Here is a 20,310-nt window from a genome sequence, read left to right as displayed (position 1 = left end):
CTGCCGCGCCGTTTTTTTTAGCGTTGCGGGCCGGCTTTCACCAGCGCAGCACCTGCGGCGTTATCGGTGTACTTCGTGAAGTTATCAATAAAACGCTGCGCCAGATCGTTGGCGGCGGCGGTCCACTTCTCTTCACTCTCCCAGCTACGACGCGGATCGAGCGTATCACTGTCCAGTTCACCCAGCGTAACCGGCATCTGCAGGTTGAAGATCGGCAGGGTTTTCGTCGGCGCATCATCCAGCTCACCCGCCAGGATCGCATTGATAATGGCGCGGGTATTCTTCAGGGAGATGCGTTTGCCGCTGCCGTTCCAGCCGGTATTGACCAGATAAGCCTGCGCACCAGACGCTTCCATTCGTTTCACCAGCACTTCCGCATACTGCGTCGGATGCAGCGTCAGGAAAGCCGCGCCAAAGCAGGCGGAGAAGGTCGGGACAGGCGCCGTGACGCCACGTTCGGTGCCGGCCAGTTTAGCGGTGAAGCCTGACAGGAAGTGATACTGCGTCTGCTCCGGCGTCAGACGTGAAACCGGCGGCAGCACGCCAAACGCGTCGGCGGTCAGGAAAATGACTTTCTTCGCGTGGCCCGCTTTAGAGACCGGCTGCACGATATTGTCGATGTGATTGATTGGATAGGAAACGCGGGTGTTTTCCGTCTTGCTGCCGTCGGCGTAATCGATGCTGCCATCTTCGCGTACCACCACGTTTTCCAGCAGCGCGTTGCGGCGAATGGCGCGGTAGATTTCCGGTTCAGCCTGCTCAGAGAGGTTGATGGTTTTCGCGTAGCAGCCGCCTTCGAAGTTAAACACGCCATCGTCGTCCCAGCCGTGCTCATCATCGCCAATCAGCTGACGATCGGGATCGGTGGAGAGCGTGGTTTTGCCGGTGCCGGAGAGGCCAAAGAAGACCGCCACGTCACCCGCTTTGCCGACGTTGGCTGAACAGTGCATCGACGCGATGCCCTTCAGCGGCAGCAGATAGTTCATGATGGCGAACAGACCCTTCTTCATCTCGCCGCCGTACCACGTACCGCCAATCAGCTGCATGCGTTCGGTGAGATTAAAGGCGACGAAGTTTTCAGAGTGCAGCCCCTGCGCCTGCCAGTCAGGGTTAGTGCATCTGGCGCCGTTCATCACCACAAAATCGGGCGTGAAGTCGGCCAGTTCGGCATCATCCGGCTGAATGAACATGTTCTTCACAAAGTGCGCCTGCCAGGCCACTTCGGTGATAAAACGCACGCTCAGACGCGAATCGGCATTGGCGCCGCAGAAGGCATCCACCACAAACAGGCGTTTGCCGGAGAGCTGACGGGTGACGCAGCTTTTCAGCGCGTTCCAGGTCTCCTGCGACAGTGGCTGGTTGTCGTTTTTGCCGGTGCCCTGATCGTTCCACCACAGGGTATCGCGCGTGGTGTCATCACGTACGATGTACTTATCCTTAGGCGATCGCCCGGTGAAAATCCCGGTATCTACGGCAATCGCACCGCTCTGCGTCAGGGTGCCACGAGCAAAACCTTCGAGGTCCGGGCGCGTCTCTTCCTGAAATAGCGTGTCGTAATCAGGGTTGTAAACCACTTCCGTGGTATCCACGATGCCCAAAGCGGCAAGGTCTTGCGAGGTCAGGCCGTTAACGCGCATTTTACTGCTCCTTAAATCGGTGTCTGTTCTGCACAGCAGAGATAGGTTGGGATCGTGCCGCCAGCTGTTGCATCGGATATGACCGATGACTGACGCACCCCGGCATATCGTTGCGGAACGCTGCAATGTGAGCCGGGCTGTTCAGGCATCGGCCCCGGGCTTCCGGGCGTTTGCACGATCGCGCGCAGTTTACTCTTCTGCGTTTCGGGAAAAAGGGCAGTGATCCAAAAATGCGACTCAGGGCGCGTTAAGGCCATGTTTCGAACGTTTAAAAGATGTTATGAAAGTAAAAAAAGATAATTTGTCTGAAAAATTATGGGGATAGCGGGGCGGGAGAAAAGGGGCGGCAGAGGCCGCCCGGAAAATCAGTGTAGTCGGTCGCTGTTTTCGTGCGAGTGGCTGCGGATAGCGGCAATATCGACCGCGTCAAACACATAGTCTGAACCGCAGTAGTCACAGTGCATTTCGATTTTGCCATCTTCCGCAATAATCTCATCCACCTCTTCCTGCGGCAGCGTGGTCAGCACTTCGCCACAGCGTTCGCGTGAACAGGTGCATTTGTAGATCACCGGCTGCGGATCGTAGAGCGTGACCTCCTCCTGGTGGTAGAGACGCCAGAGCGTTTCATTGGCGGGCAGGTCGATCAGCTCTTCCGTTTTGATGGTTTCGGTCAGCGTGGCCAGATGCTCAAACGCCTCTTTTTCCGTATCCTGCGCAGGCAGTACCTGCAGCAGGATCCCGGCCGCGCCTTTGTCGCTGGTGCGGATAAACAGACGCGTCGGCAGCTGCTCTGAGCGCATGAAGTAATCTTCCAGGCACGCCGCCAGGGTATCCCCTTCCAGACCGACCACGCCCTGATAACGCTCACCCTTTTCCGGGGTAATGGTGATCACCAGATAACCATTGCCGACCATGCTTTTCAGGGTACTGTCAGCGGGAATGTCGCCTTTGAGACGCGCGACGCCGCGCAGCTCCTGATTGTTGTTGCCGTTAATGACCGCCAGCGACAGCGGGCCATCGCCCTGCAGCTGCACGGTGATTTCGCCATCGAACTTCAGCGTGGCGGTCAGCAGACTGGTGGCGACCAGCATCTCACCCAGCAGGGTTTTCACCGGAGCCGGGTAGTCATGGTTCTTCACGGTTTCACGCCAGGTGTCAGAGACGTTCACCAGCTCGCCGCGCACAGCGGCATTTTCAAACAGATAACGGTGCAGTTGATCCTGGACTGACATATTTTTTCTCTCACTGGAACGGGGTGATGGCGCGTCAGCGAAGACGACGTTATTCATCACCCGATAATTTAAATTTCATCAAATCGCGACGCTCTTTTTTATCAGGTCGCCGATCGGGATGGGGCATAGTCAGCGCATTGAGCTTGCGCGCCTGCGCCACTTTTTCGCGTTTTTCGATGCTGGCCTCGGTTTCCCGATAGAGCAGCTGAGCTTCGCTGGCAGGACGGCGCTGAGTGCTGACTTCTGCCACGATCACCGTGCGTTCGTCGTTGCCCTGACGCAGCGTCAGCTCTGCATTCAGCTCCACCACTTTGCTGGGTTTGCTGCGCTGACCGTTGTAATGCACTTTGCCGCCTTCAATCATCTCCCGCGCAATCGCCCGGGTTTTGTAGAAGCGCGCGGCCCACAGCCATTTGTCGAGGCGTACCTCTTCGCTGCTTTTCTCTTTCATTGCTGCTCCTGACTCAGATCAGCGTCCGGTAATCGCCGGTGGCGCGGTGACGCTGAAAGATTTGCTCAGGACGACCCGAATCGGGGTTTTTTACGCCTAAGCACCCGCCGATGCCCCATAACGCCGCAGCATCCAGAATCACTTCGCTATCATCGATAAACAGCGTGCGCGGCGCAGAAAAGCCGGTGTGCTGTTGTACCGCCTGCCATAAGCGCTGGTCTTCTTTCGGATACCCAAAGGTATGGGTGGAAAGTAATAAATCAAGGTGCGGCGCTAAACCTGTCTGCGCCAGTTTGACGTCAAGATTGTAAGGATGCGCATTGGTCAGCAGGATGGTGCGCTTACCCATGCGCCGCAGTGCCTGTAAAAAAGGCAGCGTATCGTCACGCAGCGCAATCCGGCTGCGCATCGCCCAGGTCATGGCGCGGATGTCCAGCGCCAGCGCCCCGGCCCAGTAATCGAGACAATACCAGTTTAGCGTATGGGCGACGGCCTGATACTTTTCCGCGATGATCGCATCGGCTTCTGCCCGGGCGATGCCGCGCTGCTGGCTGAGCTGTTCAGGCACATGCTCCAGCCAGAAGTGACGGTCAAACGCCAGATCCAGCAGCGTGCCGTCCATGTCGAGCAGCACGGTATCAATCTCAGACCAGTTAAGCATTGCGGGGTCTCACCCTGAAAAAAAACCGGGCGACAGGGTAGCACAGAAGGGCAGGGCTCAGAATATCGAGCGCACGCCCTGTAAAGTCCCGAGGTTGTGGTTGAAGCACTTATCGTAATATTGCTGGATATCGATCATGCGCTGACGGTTGCGGTGCATACGACGCAGCGCCAGCACGCCGTTGAACACACCGCAGATCATCAGCACCAGCAGCAGCAACACGGTGCCCAGGTAGCGCCACTGCGCCATGGCATCCGGCTCGTTGTGCAGCGCGATATGCCGTGTTCCGTTGGCATCGGTGGAGATGCTGGTGATAATGCCGCTGGCGCTGAAAGGCGTGTGCAGCAGCATGGCGGAGAGCCGTTGCAGCTCGCGCCACTGAGAAGGGGGATCGAGGTCGAACAGCGATACGGTTGGCTGAGGCTGATTCACCAGCTGACGGCCTTCGTCGCTGACGATCAGGAAGCCACCCGGCGGCGGGCTGTTAAGATTCTCTGCCGCCCGGCGGGTTTCGCGGAAAAAGAAGGTCGAGGTGGCGGTATTCACCAGGTTTTCCAGCGCTTCTGCGCTGACCGGACGCAGCAGCACATTCATGCCGTTGAGCTGGCCGGAGTCCGCCCGGCGCATCAGCGCCTCCCAGTCTTTGGCATTACCCAGATTCACCAGCGCATTCTTCAGGCGCAGGCAATCCTGCGGCTGATTACAGAGGTCCTGGGTCTTCATCACCAGATCGGAGAAATCGTCCAGCAGGATCATCCCGGACTTCTGAATCGCCGAGGCCAGTTGCGGGTTCAGTTTGGGATCGGTATTAGTTTCCGGATGCAGCTGCTTTGTCGTGGTATCCAGCAGCGCCGAGGCTTTGTCGATAATGTCCGACTGAGGCTGCGGCAGCGGCGTAGCGTTGTTCCAGTAGACTGCAGAGCAGTCAAAGGGCATATAGGCGTAACTGCGGTTGCTCTGATAGTTATCCGGTACCGAACACATCCCGGTGCCGCTGACTTTAAGGCTGTCGCCAATGTTCAGCGCCACACCGCTGAGTTTATCGACGCTGCTGACTTCCAGGCTGTCTGTGCCTCTGGCCCAGGCCAGGCTGAGCTTCACCGGCATCCCGAGCGGGATCCAGGTGACCAGCAGGGTCAGCACCATCAGTGAACCGCAGGCCAGCACTACATTTTTCCGCCAGCGCTGAATCGGGAAGTTTTTCACTTCATCCTGCAGTGACAGAAAGCGGCCCTGACGCACTACCTGACGATTGAGGTAGATCTCCACATCGGTGATCTGACCGAGATCGTGCGCCACGTAAGGCTGCCAGTGCGGCGGATAGGCGAGGTCGATAATCCCCAGGGTAATGTTGCTCTGCTCCTGGTTCGACTCGCTGAACAGGCCCCAGCGTTTCGGCGCACCGCGCAGACAGTGGATATCGCGCAGGCCGCGCTCGCCGGGAATGCGATAGAGCAGCCACAGGCTGGCCGCAATCATCAGGGCACCGGTCAGCACCAGCCAGATCATCAGGGAGGCGGGCACTAACAGGCTGAAGAAGAACAGGAGAAAGGCCAGGGAGATCATCACCGCTTCACGGGTGCCGTCAGGGCGTGACAGTCGATACTCTTCCGGCGTCTCTTTGCGCACCTTCAGCAGCTCAATATTTTCCGTTTCTGCTTTGCGGATAGAGGCGTTGGTCGACATCGGACGCATCAGCGTCGGCAGCGACTGCTGATCCACGGCGTAATCGGCCAGCGAATGGCCGTTCAGCGAGATCACCAGCGGAATGGATTGGGTGCGGATTAACTCAACGTAGTTTTCGTCGGTGATGTACTGCTCCCACAGCGGCGGCAGATGAACTTCGACTTCATCCAGGTAGTAGCGCCATTTGTGGGGGTCGTCCGTTGACAGGCCGTAGCGGGTGATCGCCCGGGTAACCGGATAGACGTTATTGCTCTGTGCGGTCAGCGCCAGACGTTCAGATGCCCTGCGTTTATCGGTGGTTACCGTAGTGCGGGACTGCTTTTCCAGCGCGGCGACATACTTGTCGACGGCCTCCCGCTCCTGAGCAGAGAGTTTACGACAGGGCGGGCTGATAAATGGCAGTGGTTTCGCCAGGGGCGGGCGATGCCGCATCGCGTACCAGAACCCAATACCTGCCAGGATTGAACAGGTCAGCACTATGGCCAGGATCATAAAGATTGTGCTCATGCTCTGCTCAACTCAGCCAAAATGCTGCCTTCACTTTTAACTTACGCTTCCGGTCGTGCGCACGGTCAGCGCGGCACAGCGGAAGATTATATAACCCCAGGGTATCAGGCATCTGATGAAATAGTGCCAGCGTATATCTGATTAGCATTTGTTAAACCATGCCTTGTCCGAATGGTAACCGGCCCAGACTGGATTAAATATCGGTATTATCTGAAACTTATCGCAGCATATTGACTAATGCAAATTTAGTCTTAACTGGTAACTAAAGGCTGTTATTCAATCGTCAGAATCTATGCAACGATAACGTTCTTGTCTGACTGTCGCACAATTGTCTGTGGTTAGGTATGCTAATTTGCTCCCGCCAGGAGGCGCAGATTACTTTGAGGCTGATATGAAAATTCCAAAAAAACCTGACATCCTCAATATCACTGCCGTGGCGCGTTCGCGGTTATTCACGATTGAATCGGTCGACCTGGCCTTCAGTAATGGCGCACGTCGCGTTTATGAGCGCATGAAGCCCTCAGAACGGGAAGCTGTGATGATTGTACCGATTATCGATGATCATCTGATCCTGATTCAGGAATATGCTGTCGGACTGGAAACTTATGAGCTCGGCTTTCCGAAAGGGCTGATCGACGCCGGGGAAACCGTCAACGAGGCCGCGGTGCGTGAACTGAAGGAAGAGGTCGGTTTTGGCGCAAACGCGCTGACGACGCTGGGCAAACTCACGCTGGCCCCCTCCTATTTCTCCAGCAAAATGAATATTGTGGTAGCGGAAGGGCTCTACGCCGAAAGGCTGGAAGGGGATGAGCCGGAGCCGCTGATTGTTCATCGCTGGCCGCTGAGCGATATGATGTCGCTGCTGGCAGAGCCCGACTTCCGCGAGGCGCGCAACGTCAGTGCGCTGTTTATGGCCCGTGAATGGCTGGTCAGACAGGGACGGCTGAGCTACTGATTGCGCCAGCCAGCGGCGCAATCAGCAGAGAAGGAGCGTAATCAGTCCGTCAGCGCGCCTGTCTGCCGCGCTGATAGCCGCCTGGACAGAGGCGCCGCCACCAGATAAGCCAGGCAGGCGACGATTAACGAGTTGAAGACCGGGACGCCGCGCTCAATAAACAGGCCGGTGGCCGCACCCGCGAGGCTGGCGATCAGTGCCGGCCAGCCAATCGACACCGAGACGGGCGGCAGGGCATTCTCCGTGCGGCCCAGCGCAAGCGTCTGACGGCTGGTTTTCAGCACGTAGTAATCAATAATCATCACCCCCAGAACCGGCGGGAAGACCACACCCAGCAGCTCCAGAAAATCGACGAACCGGTCGAGGATCCCCAGAATAGAACAGAGCGTGCCGAGCACCCCCAGCAGCAGCGTAATCACCTGATAGCGCGGCTTATAGCCCGTCACGCCCTCGATCGCATTGCTGATGCCCAGGGTGGAGGAGTAGAGATTCAGATCGTTAACGCGCAGGGTTGAAAAGACTACCGCAAACAACCCCAGGGTGCTGGTGGTCTGCGTAATGATGGCAATAATGTCGGCAGTCTGCAGCTCTCTGGCGACCAGAATCGCCAGGCCATTGATCCCATATTCGCCCGCCAGAATAGTCAGCAGCGTAATGGCAAACACATCTTTTCCGTTGCGTGAGAAACGGGTCAGATCGGGCGTCATCAGGCTGGCCAGGATTGCGCCGCCAATCACCATGGTAATTGCGGCGCTCACGGTAATGGGATCAGCCGCTACCGCTGGCTGAGCAACAGGGCCAGCCTGACCGTGAAAGGCGTGCCAGAAAATCCAGCCCACCAGTGCAATAAAGAGTGGTACGGCAATGCGGGCGGTAAACCGCAGCGCCCGGAAACCAAAGGTCACCAGCAGGGTCAGGACACCCCCTGACAGGGCTGCCGCTTCGGCGAAGCTGAGCCGGCCATCGAGCGCATAGCTCAGCGACCGGGCGAAGACCGCATTCTGGATGCCGAACCACCCCAGCAGGCTGATTGCCACCAGCAGGCCAATCAGCACCGAACCGTGACGGCCAAAGCCGCACCAGCGTGCCAGCAGGCTACCGGGCAGACCTTCGCGCATTCCGGCATAGCCGAGCGCAAACGTCAGCACACCAAACAGCAGGCTGGCCAGGGTAATCGCGGTAAAAGCTTCACCCGTGGACATACCGTTGCCCAGCACGGCCCCGAGCATAAACTGGTCCAGCGCCGTCAGCATACCCATGTGCACAATCGCCACGCTCAGCAGCGAAAGTCGTTTATTTTCAGGCACGCGACTCAGGGGGTAATCGTCAAATTTACTCACTGCAGGGTTTCCTTACCGATTTAAATAAAAATAACGCCAGCGCCGAGAAAGTGCTCTGGCAGATAACTTTCCAGCGATTCCGCGTAGCAGTAGCTCTCAAATTGCTGAAGCGAATGGACTCCGGCTTTCTGATAAAGCGTCGTGATGCGGTTGCTGATGGTTTTTACGCTCAGGTTGTAGATACGCGCGATCTCTTTGGCATTGAACCGCCGCAGCAGCAGGAAGATGACATCCAGTTCGGCGGAGGTAAACAGGGGATGCGCCAGCCGCGTGGTCAGAACGGACGCCTTCTTTTGATCGATAAAGCGCATCGCGGAGAGATTATCGACCGGACGTGCATTCCAGATACAGCCCAGCAGCTGCTTATTGTGGTCGAACACCGGATATTTTTCGCTGATAAAAGGGGAGAGGTAGTTATTGCCGTACCAGTAATGTGTTTCAATCACGGCAACGCTGCCTTTTGCCGCTTCAGCCTGTTGATCGTGCTCGCAGAATTGATCGGCACAATCGCTCCAGGGGGTAGGGAATTCATTGTCCCTCTTACCCTCTAAGCGATAATTTTCAGGCGTCGCCGTGTACTTTCTGGCCGCTTCATTCATATAAAGATGCTGTGAAGCCGCATCCTTAAATCCCCACGGGGTCGGTAACAGATCCATTGTTGTGGCGAATGGGGCAATAAACTCATCGATACTACGGTAGGGGCTATCCATGGCACCTCGCTGAAATCATTCAGGTTATAATCGTTTTGCCAGATAGTAGCGTGCGTAGCGCTCTGCATAGCCTTCCTGTTCGCCATAAACGCGATAACCTAATTTCTCGTAGAAACCGCGAGCCTGAAAACTCAGTGTGTCTACCACTGCCATATGACAGTGTCGGTTACGCGCCTCTTCTTCCGCTGCCTGCATCATCTTACGCCCTGTGCCATGCATGCGCTGCGCCTCGGCTATCCAGAAATAGTGGATATCCAGCGTGCCGCACCAGGTGTGCGCTAACAGGCCACCCTGAATATTTTTCTCATCGTCATACAGGATAACATTCAATGTTTTCATGTTGATGTCAGCGAAAGCACTATTATGCTGCCAGAGTTGCTGAATAATATATTCTTCACTCTTCTGGTCCGGCACATCGCCAATTTCAATTTCCATATATAAACAGTTTCCGCGAATAATTAAATATGAGCAATCTGGCAGGCTTCTTATCACGATAAAAAGCGAGGCGCAAGAGCCAATATCCCCCCTGTTATCCGAAGCGGTAACTATTATGCTGGCCCGACGTATTGCGTTGCCATGCAATCTGTTTTATCCGCTGGCGCCAGGGAAATGCGATTTTCAGCACTATAATAACATGCGATTGACTTTTTTCGTGACAGTCACAAATAAGCCAGGACGCTGTCGCCTTATAACATAAGGCACAAAAAATGCCGGTCACTGATGTGGGCGGTATTTTTTTATGCGTGTCGCCGCTGAACCTCTGATTTGATTCTGTCCCCCCGCTACTTTATCCCCATCGATCCAGACTACGCTCTGATACTCCCTGCTGATGGCAGCAAAGCAGAGGAGGGCAGTGATGTGAAAACGCAGCGTTGCGTATCCTTTTTTAAACCCCTGGGCCATCCCCTTTTTACGCAAAAAAAAAGCCGATCGTCAGAGCGATCGGCTTTGTTGATTTCACACGCCAGCGGTTACGTCAGAACAGCTCGTGACTCTCGCCATTGTCCATGATGGTGGTGCCCACATCATGAACCGAATATTCGGTCGGCTGGGTGCCATTGATGAAATATTCCTGACGGGTATTGCCGCCACCATTAGCCAGTTTGCCGGTGCTGCGGTCGATGGTGACCGTCACCACCCCGTCCGGCGGCGTTAACGGCTGCACCGGGACGCCTTCCAGCGCGCTCTTCATGAACTCATCCCATGCCGGTTGCGCACTCTTCGCGCCGCCTTCATAGCCCGAAATCTGATCGGGAATGGCACCGGAGAGCGTGCTGCGGCCCAGATCACGGCGCGCATCATCGAAACCGATCCAGACGGAGGTCACCACACCCGGGCCGTAGCCCGAGAACCAGGCGTCTTTCGAACTGTTGGTGGTACCGGTTTTACCGCCGATATCATTACGTTTAAGGTCACGGCCGGCACGCCAGCCGGTGCCCATCCAGCCCGGTTCGCCGAAGATATTACTGTTCAGCGCACTCTTGATCAGGAAGCTAAGCGGGGTATTGATGACATGTGGCGCATACGCCTGACCGCCCTGCTGGGCCTGAGCCGGCACCTGCTCCAGTGCAGGCTGAGGCGCCGCCTGATTCTGCTTAGCGTCTGAGGCTGCGACGTTCTCTACACTCTCTTCGTTCAGCGCCAGCGCTTTCCTGGTTTCACCGTAGATCACCGGCAGATTGCACTGTGGACAGGCGATCTTCGGTTTCTCTTCGAACACGGTGTTGCCCTGTTCATTCTCAATCCGGCTGATGAAGTAGGGGTCAATCAGGAAGCCACCATTCGCCATCACGGAGTAGCCGCGCACCACCTGGAGCGGGGTGAACGAGGCGGCGCCCAGCGCCAGCGACTCGGTGTGAATGATGTTCTGCGCCGGGAAACCAAAGCGCTGCAGATACTCTGCGGCGTAATCCACGCCCATCGCACGCATCGCCCGCACCATCACGACGTTTTTCGACTGCCCCAGGCCCTGACGCAGACGAATCGGACCATCATAGGTTGGCGGTGAGTTCTTGGGACGCCAGTCCGCACCGGCTCCTGCATCCCAGCGTGAGATCGGCACATCGTTAAGGATCGAGGCGAGCGTCAGCCCGCGATCCATCGCAGCGGTGTAGAGGAAAGGCTTGATGTTAGAACCGACCTGTCGCAGCGCCTGGGTGGCACGGTTAAACATGCTCTGGTTAAAGGCGAAACCGCCCACCAGCGCACGTACCGCACCATCATCAGGATTCAGTGAAACCAGCGCTGAATTGACATCCGGCACCTGGCCCAGCCACCAGTCGTCACCCACTTTGCGCACCCAGATCTGCTGACCGGCCTGCAGGACCTGCGTCACGCTCTTCGGCGTCGGCCCCTGCACGGTGTCGGACTTGTAGGGACGCGCCCAGCGTACACCGGCTAACGTCAGCGATACGTTGCTGCCATCTTTCAGCATCACCGTCGCTTCATCGCTGCGCGCATCCGTGACCACTGCCGGATGGAGCGGACCGTAGACCGGCAGCGGCTTCAGCGTGTTCTCAATCTTTGTCTGATCCCAGGCGGGTTCACCCACTTTCCACAGCACACGAGTCGGCCCGCGATAGCCATGACGCATATCGTAGGCCATGACGTTGTTGCGCACCGAAGTCTGTGCGGCTTCCTGCAGACGACGGGTCACGGTAGTGTAGACCTTATAACCGTCGGTGTAGGCGCTGTCACCGTAACGCTTCACCATCTCCTGACGCACCATTTCGCTCAGATAGGGGGCAGAGAACGCAATTTCAGGACCGTGATACTTCGCGACCAGTGGCGTGTTGCGGGCTTCGTCATACTGCTGCTGGGTGATGTAATGCTGATCCAGCATACGCGCCAGCACGACGTTGCGGCGCGACAGGGCGCGGCTCGGTGAGTAAAGCGGGTTGAAGGTTGAGGGCGCCTTCGGCAGTCCGGCAATCATCGCCATCTCACTCAGCGACAGCTGGTCCACCGGCTTACCAAAATAGACCTGCGAGGCGGCTCCGATGCCATAAGCCCGGTAGCCCAGATAGATCTTGTTCAGATAGAGCTCAAGAATCTCATCTTTATTCAGCAACTGCTCAATGCGGATCGCCAGGAACGCCTCTTTTATCTTACGCATCAGGGTGCGTTCAGGGCTCAGGAAGAAGTTACGGGCCAGCTGCTGCGTAATGGTACTGGCACCCTGTGAGGCATGACCGGAAACCAGCGCAATGCTGGCCGCACGGAAAATTCCCACCGGGTCCACGCCGTGATGCTCATAAAAGCGGCTGTCTTCGGTGGCGATAAAAGCTTTCACCATCACCGGTGGCACCTGTTGCAGCGTCAAAGGAATACGGCGCATCTCGCCATACTGGGCGATCAGATCGCCATCGGCGCTGTAAACCTGCATAGGGGTCTGCAGACGCACATCTTTCAGCGTGTTGACGTCAGGCAGCTGCGGCTCTATGTATTTGTATAAACCATAAATCGAGCCAGCTCCCAACAGGATGCAACACACTGCAAGGATCAATAAATACTTTACGAACTTCACCTGGAATTTCCCATCTGTTGTCGTTTGAGCAGTTTATAAACAACCGCGCGGTAGTATAAAGGCAAGCCAGACGCTTTGATATGTCCATTTTCCCGGACGATAAGGAGATCGCGCGGATGGCTTTTCATACCTGGCAAATTGGGCTGGATATTCAGAATAGGCAGATTTGCGCCCTGGCCCTCCAGCCCCGTCGTGATGGCTGGCAGCTACGCCACTGGTGGCAGCAGCGGCTGCCGCAAGATACGTTAAGAAACGGCGTGCTGCAATCTTCACCTGAGTTACTGGCGGCCTTAACCGCCTGGCGTCAGCGATTGCCGCGCCGTTACTCGCTGCGGGTCGCACTGCCCGCCCGGCTGGTGCTGCAGCGTCAGCTCCCGCTGCCCGCGCAGCCGCTGAAGGCGCAGGCACTGGAACACTATGTGCAGGCGGCTGCGCGCCGTCTCTTTCCGCTGGAGCCTGCCGCGCTGGCGCTGGATTATCGCCCGGCGGCACAGGAAGGTCAGCTCTGCGTGACGGCAGCACGGCTGGAGATCATCGAACAGTGGATGACTCCCCTGTTACAGGCGGGACTCACGCCGCAGGTGTTTGAACTCACGACCGACGCGCTGAAGCGACTGGTCCGGCAGGCAGCATGGCCGCCGGGCGCGGTGCTGGCCCTGCATCAGGATGAACGCTGGCTCTGGAGCGATGCGCATACCGCTGTCGATACCGCCGGGGTTGCCACGCCCGAGGCTCTCCGGCAGGCTTTTCCTGACGCGCCAGCTGTCGCCTGGTGTGCAGCCGGAGAAGCGGTGCTGCCGGCTGACGCCACTCTGTTTTCTCCTTTCGATCTCTTTCGCTATCAACAGCCGCCTCTGCCGGAAAATCCGGGCGCGTTTGTGCTGGCCGCCGGACTGGCGCTGCGCGGGGACGAATAATGCATATCGCGGTTAATCTGCTGCCCTGGCGGCAGCGACGTCTTCAGCAGCAGCGACGGCAGAGCCTGGCGGTGCTGTTACTGGTGGCCATCAGCCTCTTACTGGCGGTGATGCAGCAGGCATGGCGTATCCAGCAGGCGCGTCAGCATGTGGCGCAGGCTACCGGTGTGCAGCAGCAGGCGCTGAACCATCTGGCAAAACAGCTGGCGGAGCAGAAGGCGTTGCTGGCGCAGCTCGCGGTCGTACAGAAGCAGCAGGCGAAGCAGCGCAGGCAGCGGGCGCAGCGGGTCGCCTGGCAGCAGTTCTGGCTGGATTTACCCGCATTGTTACCCGACAGCGCCTGGCTGACCCGGCTGGAGAAGCGCGACCAGCGTCTGATGCTGGAGGGAATGGCACAGGATATGGTGGCGATCCGGCAGTTCCGCCAGCAGTTAACCACTGTCACCCTGTTTGACCAGGTGAAGCAGGGCGGCGTTAAGCGTCAGCCTGATGGCCGTTATCATTTTTCACTGCAACTGACGTTGCGGGAGGTGAATGATGAGTGAGTGGTGGGATCGCTGGTGGCAGATGACTGCGTTGCCACGCTACGGGCTGCTCGCGATCGTCTCTGCCGGGCTGTTGCTGCTCTTCGGGGTCGCTCTGTTACGCCCCCGGCAGCAGGCGCTGATCGTGGAACAGCAGATGCTGTCGCAGTTAACCCACACTCTGCAGCAACGCCAGCAGCAGTGGCAGCAGCATCCCGCTAGTGCGCAGCTGAAGGCGCAACTGCAGGCCCTGCAGCGCGCCAGACCCGATTCGGACGGGGCCATGGACGCGATTCTGGCCGCACGTCATCACCAGCTTGAGGCGTGGCAGCCCGATACCGCTTCGCGCACGCTGACGCTGCATCTGCAGTGGCCGGCGTTCCAGTCGCTGTTTGCCGAGCTTGCCGAAGGTGATGCGCCTTTTCCGCACCATTTTCAGCTGCGCTCACAGCCGCCGTTTCTGGTCGCGCAGCTCTGGCTGGACCCTGACGATGCGCTATAGCCTGCTGATTCTGCTGCTCTGCGGTGGCGGCGTGCTGGCGCGGGATCCGTTTCAGCCTGTCGCAACGTCGCTCTGCAAGGCCGTCGTCGCGCCCCTGACCGGCTGGCGGCTGCAGGGGATCGTCGGGCGCGAGGCGCATTATCACGCCTGGCTGCTGACCCCACAGGGGCAGAGCATAATGGCCCGCAGCGGCAGGCCGTTTCCCGTTGCCCCCTGGCAGCCTGCTGATATCCGCCGTCACAGTATCACCCTGGTGGTGCCGGATAGCTGCGAGGCACAACAGACCCGGATCTATTTAAAAGGAGGAGCGCATGACAAGGATAGCCCTGCTGCTGCTGGCCCTGAGCGGCCTGCTGCCGGTTTACGCCGCCGATGAAGAGCCGCTCAGCCTGACGTTTGATCATGCGCCGGTGACGCGTATTCTGCAGGCACTGGCGGATTATCAGCAGATCAACCTGCTGATTGCGCCGGACGTGGAGGGGACGCTGTCTCTGCGGCTGGATAATGTGCCCTGGCATCAGGCGCTGGATCTGGTGGCGCGCATGGCAAAGCTGACGCTGATCGAACAGGACAATGTCCTGATGGTCTACCCGGCCAGCTGGCAGCAGGCTCAGCAACAGGCGCGTCAGGCTGAGCAGCAGGAAGCGTTACAGCAGCGCCCCCTGCAGCAGCGTAGCGTACTGTTGCGCTATGCCAGCGCCAGTGAGGTCCATGCGAGTCTGCTGAGTGAACGGCAGACACTCATGACGCCGCGCGGCAGCGTAACAATCGATAAACGCACCAATGCACTGCTGTTGCGCGATACGGCGGCCGCGTTAAAAGAGACGGAGCGCTGGATACGGGCGCTGGATCGGCCGCTGGAGCAGATCGAGCTTTCGGCGCACATCGTGACCATCAGCGAAGAGCATCTGCAGGAGCTGGGGGTGAAGTGGGGGCTGCAGGCGGGTGATGCGGCGGTGACCGACATCCTGCATCATCCCCGGCTGGCTATTCCGCTGGCGGTGAGTTCTCCGGGCATCAGCGTAGGGATGGCGCTGGCGCGCATCGGCGGCGGGCTTCTGGATCTGGAGCTCAGTGCGCTGGAGCAGGAGAACCAGATTGAAATTATCGCCAGTCCGCGTCTCTTTACCTCGCATCAGCAGACCGCCTCGATCAAGCAGGGCACCGAAATTCCCTATGCCGTGTCGGCAGGCAACAGCGGCGCCACCAGTATTGAGTTTAAAGAGGCGGTGCTGGGCATGGAGGTGACGCCCGCCATCTCCGGCAAGGGCCGCATTCAGCTGAAAATCCATATCAGCCAGAATATGCCGGGTCGCACCATCCGAAGCGGCGACAGCGACATATTATCTATTGATAAACAGGAAATTGAGACGCAGGTCACGGTCAGCGACGGGCAAACGCTGGCATTAGGCGGTATCTTTCAGCAGCAGCGCACGCGCGGGCAGAATCAGGTGCCGCTGCTGGGAAACGTGCCGCTGATTGGCGGGCTGTTTCGCCAGCATTCGGAACAGCGCAAAAAAAGAGAGCTGGTCATCTTCATTACGCCGCGATTGGTCAGGGAATCAGCGCTTACGGGTGGATAAAACGGAAAATGTGTTCCTGAAGGCCAACTGCGTTGACGCCGGAGAGGAATTAGCTTACAAGGTTTAGCGATTTTCAATACGGTGTAACCGTCTATGCCCGGTAAATCCAGGCAAGCAGATTAGTAAACTCCTCTGTAAGCCGCGTTGTAAAGACGCAGCGCTGGCGCGTTACAGTTTCGCGAACACAGGCCAATCCAGAAATGGATGTGCTGAAGGCAATATAATCGGTTGCCAAACAGCCTTGAGTGTTGAGATAATTTTTCATCTGACTCTTGCTAACGCTCATGAGGTCTCAGTTCCTGTCCCGCCAGCAAATGCTGAACGCGGGGTATCATTAACGAATTCTTAGTAATACCGACAAAATGGCAGAGAAACGCAATATCTTTCTGGTTGGGCCGATGGGTGCCGGCAAAAGCACTATTGGCCGTCAGTTGGCTCAGCAACTCAACATGGAGTTCTTCGATTCCGATCAGGAAATTGAGCGACGCACCGGAGCGGATGTGGGCTGGGTTTTTGATGTCGAAGGCGAAGCTGGCTTTCGCGATCGCGAAGAAAAAATCATTAACGAACTGACCGAGAAGCAAGGCATCGTCCTGGCGACAGGCGGGGGTTCCGTCAAATCCCGGGAAACGCGTAATCGTCTCTCCGCCCGCGGTGTTGTGGTTTATCTTGAAACCACCATCGAGAAGCAGCTGGCGCGCACCCAGCGTGACAAAAAACGTCCGTTGCTGCAGGTGGATTCGCCGCCGCGCGAAGTGCTCGAAGCACTGGCCGGTGAACGTAATCCGCTCTATGAAGAGATCGCCGATGTCACCATCCGCACCGATGATCAGAGTGCCAAAGTGGTGGCGAATCAGATTATCCACATGTTGGAAAAAAGTTGATCCAACGTTCGAAGACTCTTTAACAGGTATCGGGCATCATGGAGAAGATCACCGTCTCACTGGGGGAACGCAGTTACCCCATCACTATCGCCGCCGGACTGTTTAACGATCCGGCTTCTTTTTGGCCGCTGAAGGCGGGCGAAAACGCCATGGTGGTGACAAACCAGACGCTGGCCCCGCTCTATCTTGACCCGCTGATAGCGCAGCTGACAGCGGCAGGGGTCAATGTGGATCAGGTGATCTTACCCGACGGCGAGCAGTATAAGACGCTGGCCGTGATGGATCAGGTCTTTACCGCCCTTCTGCAAAAACCGCACGGTCGTGATACGACGCTTGTCGCCTTAGGCGGCGGCGTCATTGGCGATCTGACCGGTTTTGCTGCGGCGAGTTATCAGCGTGGCGTTCGCTTTATTCAGGTGCCGACCTCCTTACTGTCGCAGGTTGACTCGTCGGTTGGTGGCAAAACGGCCGTTAACCACCCGCTGGGCAAAAACATGATCGGTGCGTTTTATCAGCCCGCATCGGTGGTGATCGATACAACCTGTCTGCAGACGCTACCCGCGCGCGAACTGGCGTCCGGTCTGGCCGAAGTGATCAAATACGGCATCATCCTTGATGGCGCATTTTTCCAGTGGCTGGAGCAGAACCTGGATGCGCTGCTGGCGCTGGATGCGCAGGCGCTGGCCTACTGCATCCGTCGCTGCTGTGAACTGAAAGCGGACGTGGTGGCTGCCGATGAGCGTGAAAACGGTCAGCGGGCGCTGCTCAATCTGGGTCATACCTTTGGCCATGCGATTGAAGCCCACATGGGCTACGGCAACTGGCTGCATGGCGAAGCGATTGCCGCAGGCATGGTGATGGCGGCGCGCACGGCGGAACGTCTGGGACAGTTCAGTGCGGAAGAGACAGACCGCATTATTGCTCTGTTGCGACGTGCCGGTTTACCGGTACACGGGCCGCAGGCGATGAGTGCAGAGATGTACCTGCCACACATGATGCGCGATAAAAAAGTTCTGGCGGGCGAATTGCGGCTGATACTCCCGCTGTCGATTGGCCGCTCTGAAGTGCGTGGCGGCGTGGCACATGATATGGTGCTGGCTGCAATTAACGATTGTCAGCAACCCTGAGATTAAGCAGTTGAGTGGTGACGCGGCGCGCAGGGTGCGCAGTGCGGAATGCCGCTTTACGGAGGAGGCAAAATGGATGAGTTTAAACCGGAAGACGAGTTAAAACCTGACGCCAGCGACCGCCGTCCCTCGCGCCCTCGTAAGTCGTCTACCGCAGCCAGAATACCGGTTTCGCGCCAGCGTATCATGATGGGTGTCGGGATCCTGGTCCTGCTGTTACTGGTGCTGGGCATTGGATCGGCACTGAATGGCCCGGATGAGAAGAAATCCACCACGGCGGCGGGTGGCGGTTCCGGCAGCGAGAAAAATATCGATCTGACCGGTTCCTCCTCTATGTCAGGTGCACAGAATAGCCCGGCCACGACCGAAAACAGCCCGGCGACCAGCGCAAATAGTGGATCTGACGCGCAGCGCGACATCTCGATGCCGCCTGTAGCCTCCACGCCGACGCAGGCAGCACCGGTTGATACGCCCGCCAGTCAGCAGCGTGTAACGCTGCCGGGCGACCTCAACAGCGCGCTGACCAATCAGCAGCAGCAGGTCGATAACGCCGCGATGGGCTCGCAGGGGGGCAGCTCTCTGCCAACCGCGCCTGCGACCGTCAGCGGCACGGCGGGCACGTCCGGCACGGCAGCCAACCCGGTTACCGCACCGGGCCGCCAGACGCCAAACCGCACCACGACTGCGGCCCGTCCGGCGCACGAGTCATCGCACAAAACGGCCACCGCGTCGAAGCCGGTTACCCGTGACAGCAGAACCCACACGACGCCCGCGCGGACACCTGCCACTTCTGCGCCTGCTACGTCCGTCGCCGGCAGCGGTACGGCCAGCAAATCCCTGCCTGGCGGCAGCTACACGCTGCAACTGAGCGGCGCGTCGAAGCCGGAAAGTCTGAACGCCTGGGCGAAGCAGCAGAATCTGAGTGGCTATCACGTCTACAAAACCACCCGCAGCGGTCAGCCGTGGTACGTGCTGGTCAGTGGCTCCTACGCGACGCCAGCGGATGCTAAACGGGCAGTGGCCTCACTGCCTGCAGACGTGCGTGCGAAGAACCCGTGGGTGAAGCCCGTCAGCCAGGTGAAGAAAGAAGCCAGCCAATAGCGGATGTGGGGCCACTCGCTGGCCCCGTTTAAAGCGCAGATCTGCTGTCGGTTCAGCCACAGCCTCACAATAAGATGTAATAACCACGACAGCATGAAAAAAAATCGCGCTTTCCTGAAATGGGCAGGGGGAAAATTTCCCTTAGTAGAAGAGATCCATCGCCATCTGCCGCAGGGCGACTGTCTGGTCGAGCCATTTGTTGGTGCAGGTTCGGTGTTTCTGAACACTGAATTTGATCGCTATCATCTTGCCGATATTAACAGTGACCTGATCAATCTCTACAACATTGTTAAAACGCGCACGTCGGACTTTATCCGCGATGCGCAGCGGCTCTTCACGCCAGAAAATAACAACGAAATCTGTTATTACCAGCACCGCACTGAATTTAATACCAGCACGGACGCCTATCAGCGTGCGCTGCTGTTCCTCTATCTGAACCGTCACTGTTACAACGGTCTGTGCCGCTATAACCTGCGGGGTGAATTCAACGTCCCGTTCGGCCGCTATCGCAAACCCTACTTTCCCGAAGCAGAACTGTTATGGTTTGCTGAGCGTGCACAGAAAGCGACGTTTGTCTGTGAATCGTACGATGTTACCCTGAAGAGTGCCGGTAAAGGATCGGTGGTTTATTGCGACCCGCCTTATGCGCCGCTGTCGGCAACGGCCAATTTTACGGCTTACCACACCAACAGCTTCAGCCTGCGTGAGCAGGAGAATCTGGCGGCGCTGGCCGCAGAGATCTCTTCATCGGAGCACCGGATTCCGGTACTGATTTCCAACCACGACACTGCACTGACGCGTTTGTGGTATCAGGGTGCAGTGTTACATGTGGTCAAAGCCCGGCGTTCTATCAGCCGGAGCATAACCGGTCGCACCAAGGTCGACGAACTGCTGGCACTTTATCGCTAGTCTGTTTCGTCCGCGACCAACGCATTACGCCAGCCGCAGGGCTGGCGCACAACAGTGG

General features: G+C 57.7%; 19 protein-coding genes. 10 read left to right on the top strand and 9 right to left on the bottom strand.

What is annotated here, in order from left to right; translation table 11 throughout:
* Nucleotides 1–17: 17 nt before the first annotated feature.
* The 5 genes from pckA to AB1748_RS00520 form a co-directional block, all read right to left on the bottom strand.
* Nucleotides 18–1,637: a phosphoenolpyruvate carboxykinase (ATP) gene (gene pckA / locus AB1748_RS00540; protein WP_367395882.1), complete on the bottom strand. Its 1,620-nt coding sequence runs from the start codon at nucleotides 1,635–1,637 to the stop codon at nucleotides 18–20.
* A gap of 365 nt (nucleotides 1,638–2,002) precedes the next feature.
* Nucleotides 2,003–2,869, bottom strand: coding sequence for an Hsp33 family molecular chaperone HslO (gene hslO / locus AB1748_RS00535; protein WP_111140874.1), 867 nt, complete (start codon nucleotides 2,867–2,869; stop codon nucleotides 2,003–2,005).
* 49 nt (nucleotides 2,870–2,918) lie between these two features.
* Nucleotides 2,919–3,320: a ribosome-associated heat shock protein Hsp15 gene (gene hslR, locus AB1748_RS00530; protein WP_111140875.1), complete on the bottom strand. Its 402-nt coding sequence runs from the start codon at nucleotides 3,318–3,320 to the stop codon at nucleotides 2,919–2,921.
* Between the two features lie 13 nt (nucleotides 3,321–3,333).
* Nucleotides 3,334–3,981 (bottom strand): GMP/IMP nucleotidase, encoded by a 648-nt coding sequence (gene yrfG, locus AB1748_RS00525; protein ID WP_111140876.1) that lies wholly within the window; start codon nucleotides 3,979–3,981, stop codon nucleotides 3,334–3,336.
* Between the two features lie 57 nt (nucleotides 3,982–4,038).
* Nucleotides 4,039–6,174: an intracellular growth attenuator family protein gene (locus AB1748_RS00520; RefSeq protein ID WP_293773379.1), complete on the bottom strand. Its 2,136-nt coding sequence runs from the start codon at nucleotides 6,172–6,174 to the stop codon at nucleotides 4,039–4,041.
* Between the two features lie 391 nt (nucleotides 6,175–6,565).
* Between AB1748_RS00520 and nudE the strand changes: the two genes are divergently transcribed.
* Nucleotides 6,566–7,129 carry an ADP compounds hydrolase NudE gene (gene nudE, locus AB1748_RS00515; protein ID WP_111140878.1) on the top strand — a complete coding sequence of 188 codons (564 nt, stop codon included), beginning with the start codon at nucleotides 6,566–6,568 and terminating at the stop codon, nucleotides 7,127–7,129.
* A gap of 41 nt (nucleotides 7,130–7,170) precedes the next feature.
* On the opposite strand, the gene AB1748_RS00510 is transcribed toward nudE, so the two are convergent.
* The 4 genes from AB1748_RS00510 to mrcA all read right to left on the bottom strand — a co-directional run bounded on the left by AB1748_RS00510 (nucleotide 7,171) and on the right by mrcA (nucleotide 12,705).
* Nucleotides 7,171–8,469 carry a cytosine permease gene (locus AB1748_RS00510; RefSeq protein WP_367395881.1) on the bottom strand — a complete coding sequence of 433 codons (1,299 nt, stop codon included), beginning with the start codon at nucleotides 8,467–8,469 and terminating at the stop codon, nucleotides 7,171–7,173.
* A gap of 20 nt (nucleotides 8,470–8,489) precedes the next feature.
* Nucleotides 8,490–9,179: a helix-turn-helix transcriptional regulator gene (locus AB1748_RS00505; RefSeq protein ID WP_367395880.1), complete on the bottom strand. Its 690-nt coding sequence runs from the start codon at nucleotides 9,177–9,179 to the stop codon at nucleotides 8,490–8,492.
* A gap of 24 nt (nucleotides 9,180–9,203) precedes the next feature.
* The gene (locus AB1748_RS00500; protein WP_111140881.1) at nucleotides 9,204–9,614 is read right to left on the bottom strand and encodes an N-acetyltransferase; all 411 of its coding nucleotides are present in this window, start codon (nucleotides 9,612–9,614) and stop codon (nucleotides 9,204–9,206) included.
* Nucleotides 9,615–10,155: 541 nt separating this feature from the next.
* A complete protein-coding gene (gene mrcA, locus AB1748_RS00495; RefSeq protein ID WP_293773385.1) occupies nucleotides 10,156–12,705 on the bottom strand; it encodes a peptidoglycan glycosyltransferase/peptidoglycan DD-transpeptidase MrcA in 2,550 nt (849 codons plus the stop codon).
* Between the two features lie 116 nt (nucleotides 12,706–12,821).
* Between mrcA and pilM the strand changes: the two genes are divergently transcribed.
* The 9 genes from pilM (at nucleotide 12,822) to dam (ending at nucleotide 20,252) form a co-directional block, all read left to right on the top strand.
* Nucleotides 12,822–13,622 carry a type IV pilus biogenesis protein PilM gene (pilM, locus tag AB1748_RS00490; protein ID WP_293773388.1) on the top strand — a complete coding sequence of 267 codons (801 nt, stop codon included), beginning with the start codon at nucleotides 12,822–12,824 and terminating at the stop codon, nucleotides 13,620–13,622.
* Nucleotides 13,622–14,167 carry a PilN domain-containing protein gene (locus tag AB1748_RS00485; protein WP_293773391.1) on the top strand — a complete coding sequence of 182 codons (546 nt, stop codon included), beginning with the start codon at nucleotides 13,622–13,624 and terminating at the stop codon, nucleotides 14,165–14,167. Before pilM ends, AB1748_RS00485 begins: the two co-directional genes overlap by 1 nt.
* Entirely contained in the window at nucleotides 14,157–14,648 is a 492-nt protein-coding gene (locus tag AB1748_RS00480; protein WP_233498979.1) for a hypothetical protein, read from the top strand. The genes AB1748_RS00485 and AB1748_RS00480 overlap by 11 nt, the downstream gene beginning before the upstream one ends.
* Entirely contained in the window at nucleotides 14,638–15,024 is a 387-nt protein-coding gene (locus AB1748_RS00475; protein ID WP_111139729.1) for a DNA utilization family protein, read from the top strand. The genes AB1748_RS00480 and AB1748_RS00475 overlap by 11 nt, the downstream gene beginning before the upstream one ends.
* Nucleotides 14,960–16,231, top strand: a complete 1,272-nt coding sequence (hofQ, locus tag AB1748_RS00470) for a DNA uptake porin HofQ (protein ID WP_111139728.1) — start codon at nucleotides 14,960–14,962, stop codon at nucleotides 16,229–16,231. Before AB1748_RS00475 ends, hofQ begins: the two co-directional genes overlap by 65 nt.
* Nucleotides 16,232–16,593: 362 nt before the next feature.
* Entirely contained in the window at nucleotides 16,594–17,115 is a 522-nt protein-coding gene (gene aroK, locus AB1748_RS00465; RefSeq protein WP_003852989.1) for a shikimate kinase AroK, read from the top strand.
* Between the two features lie 38 nt (nucleotides 17,116–17,153).
* A complete protein-coding gene (aroB, locus tag AB1748_RS00460; RefSeq protein ID WP_111139726.1) occupies nucleotides 17,154–18,242 on the top strand; it encodes a 3-dehydroquinate synthase in 1,089 nt (362 codons plus the stop codon).
* A gap of 72 nt (nucleotides 18,243–18,314) precedes the next feature.
* Nucleotides 18,315–19,343 carry an SPOR domain-containing protein gene (locus AB1748_RS00455; RefSeq protein WP_111139725.1) on the top strand — a complete coding sequence of 343 codons (1,029 nt, stop codon included), beginning with the start codon at nucleotides 18,315–18,317 and terminating at the stop codon, nucleotides 19,341–19,343.
* A 93-nt stretch (nucleotides 19,344–19,436) separates the two neighbouring features.
* Nucleotides 19,437–20,252, top strand: coding sequence for an adenine-specific DNA-methyltransferase (dam, locus tag AB1748_RS00450; protein WP_111139733.1), 816 nt, complete (start codon nucleotides 19,437–19,439; stop codon nucleotides 20,250–20,252).
* Nucleotides 20,253–20,310: the final 58 nt, after the last annotated feature.

This window comes from Pantoea sp. Ep11b (assembly GCF_040783975.1).
Taxonomy (GTDB): domain Bacteria; phylum Pseudomonadota; class Gammaproteobacteria; order Enterobacterales; family Enterobacteriaceae; genus Pantoea.
Note: the sequence above shows the minus strand (reverse complement) of the source record. Positions and strands in the feature narration are given on the sequence as shown.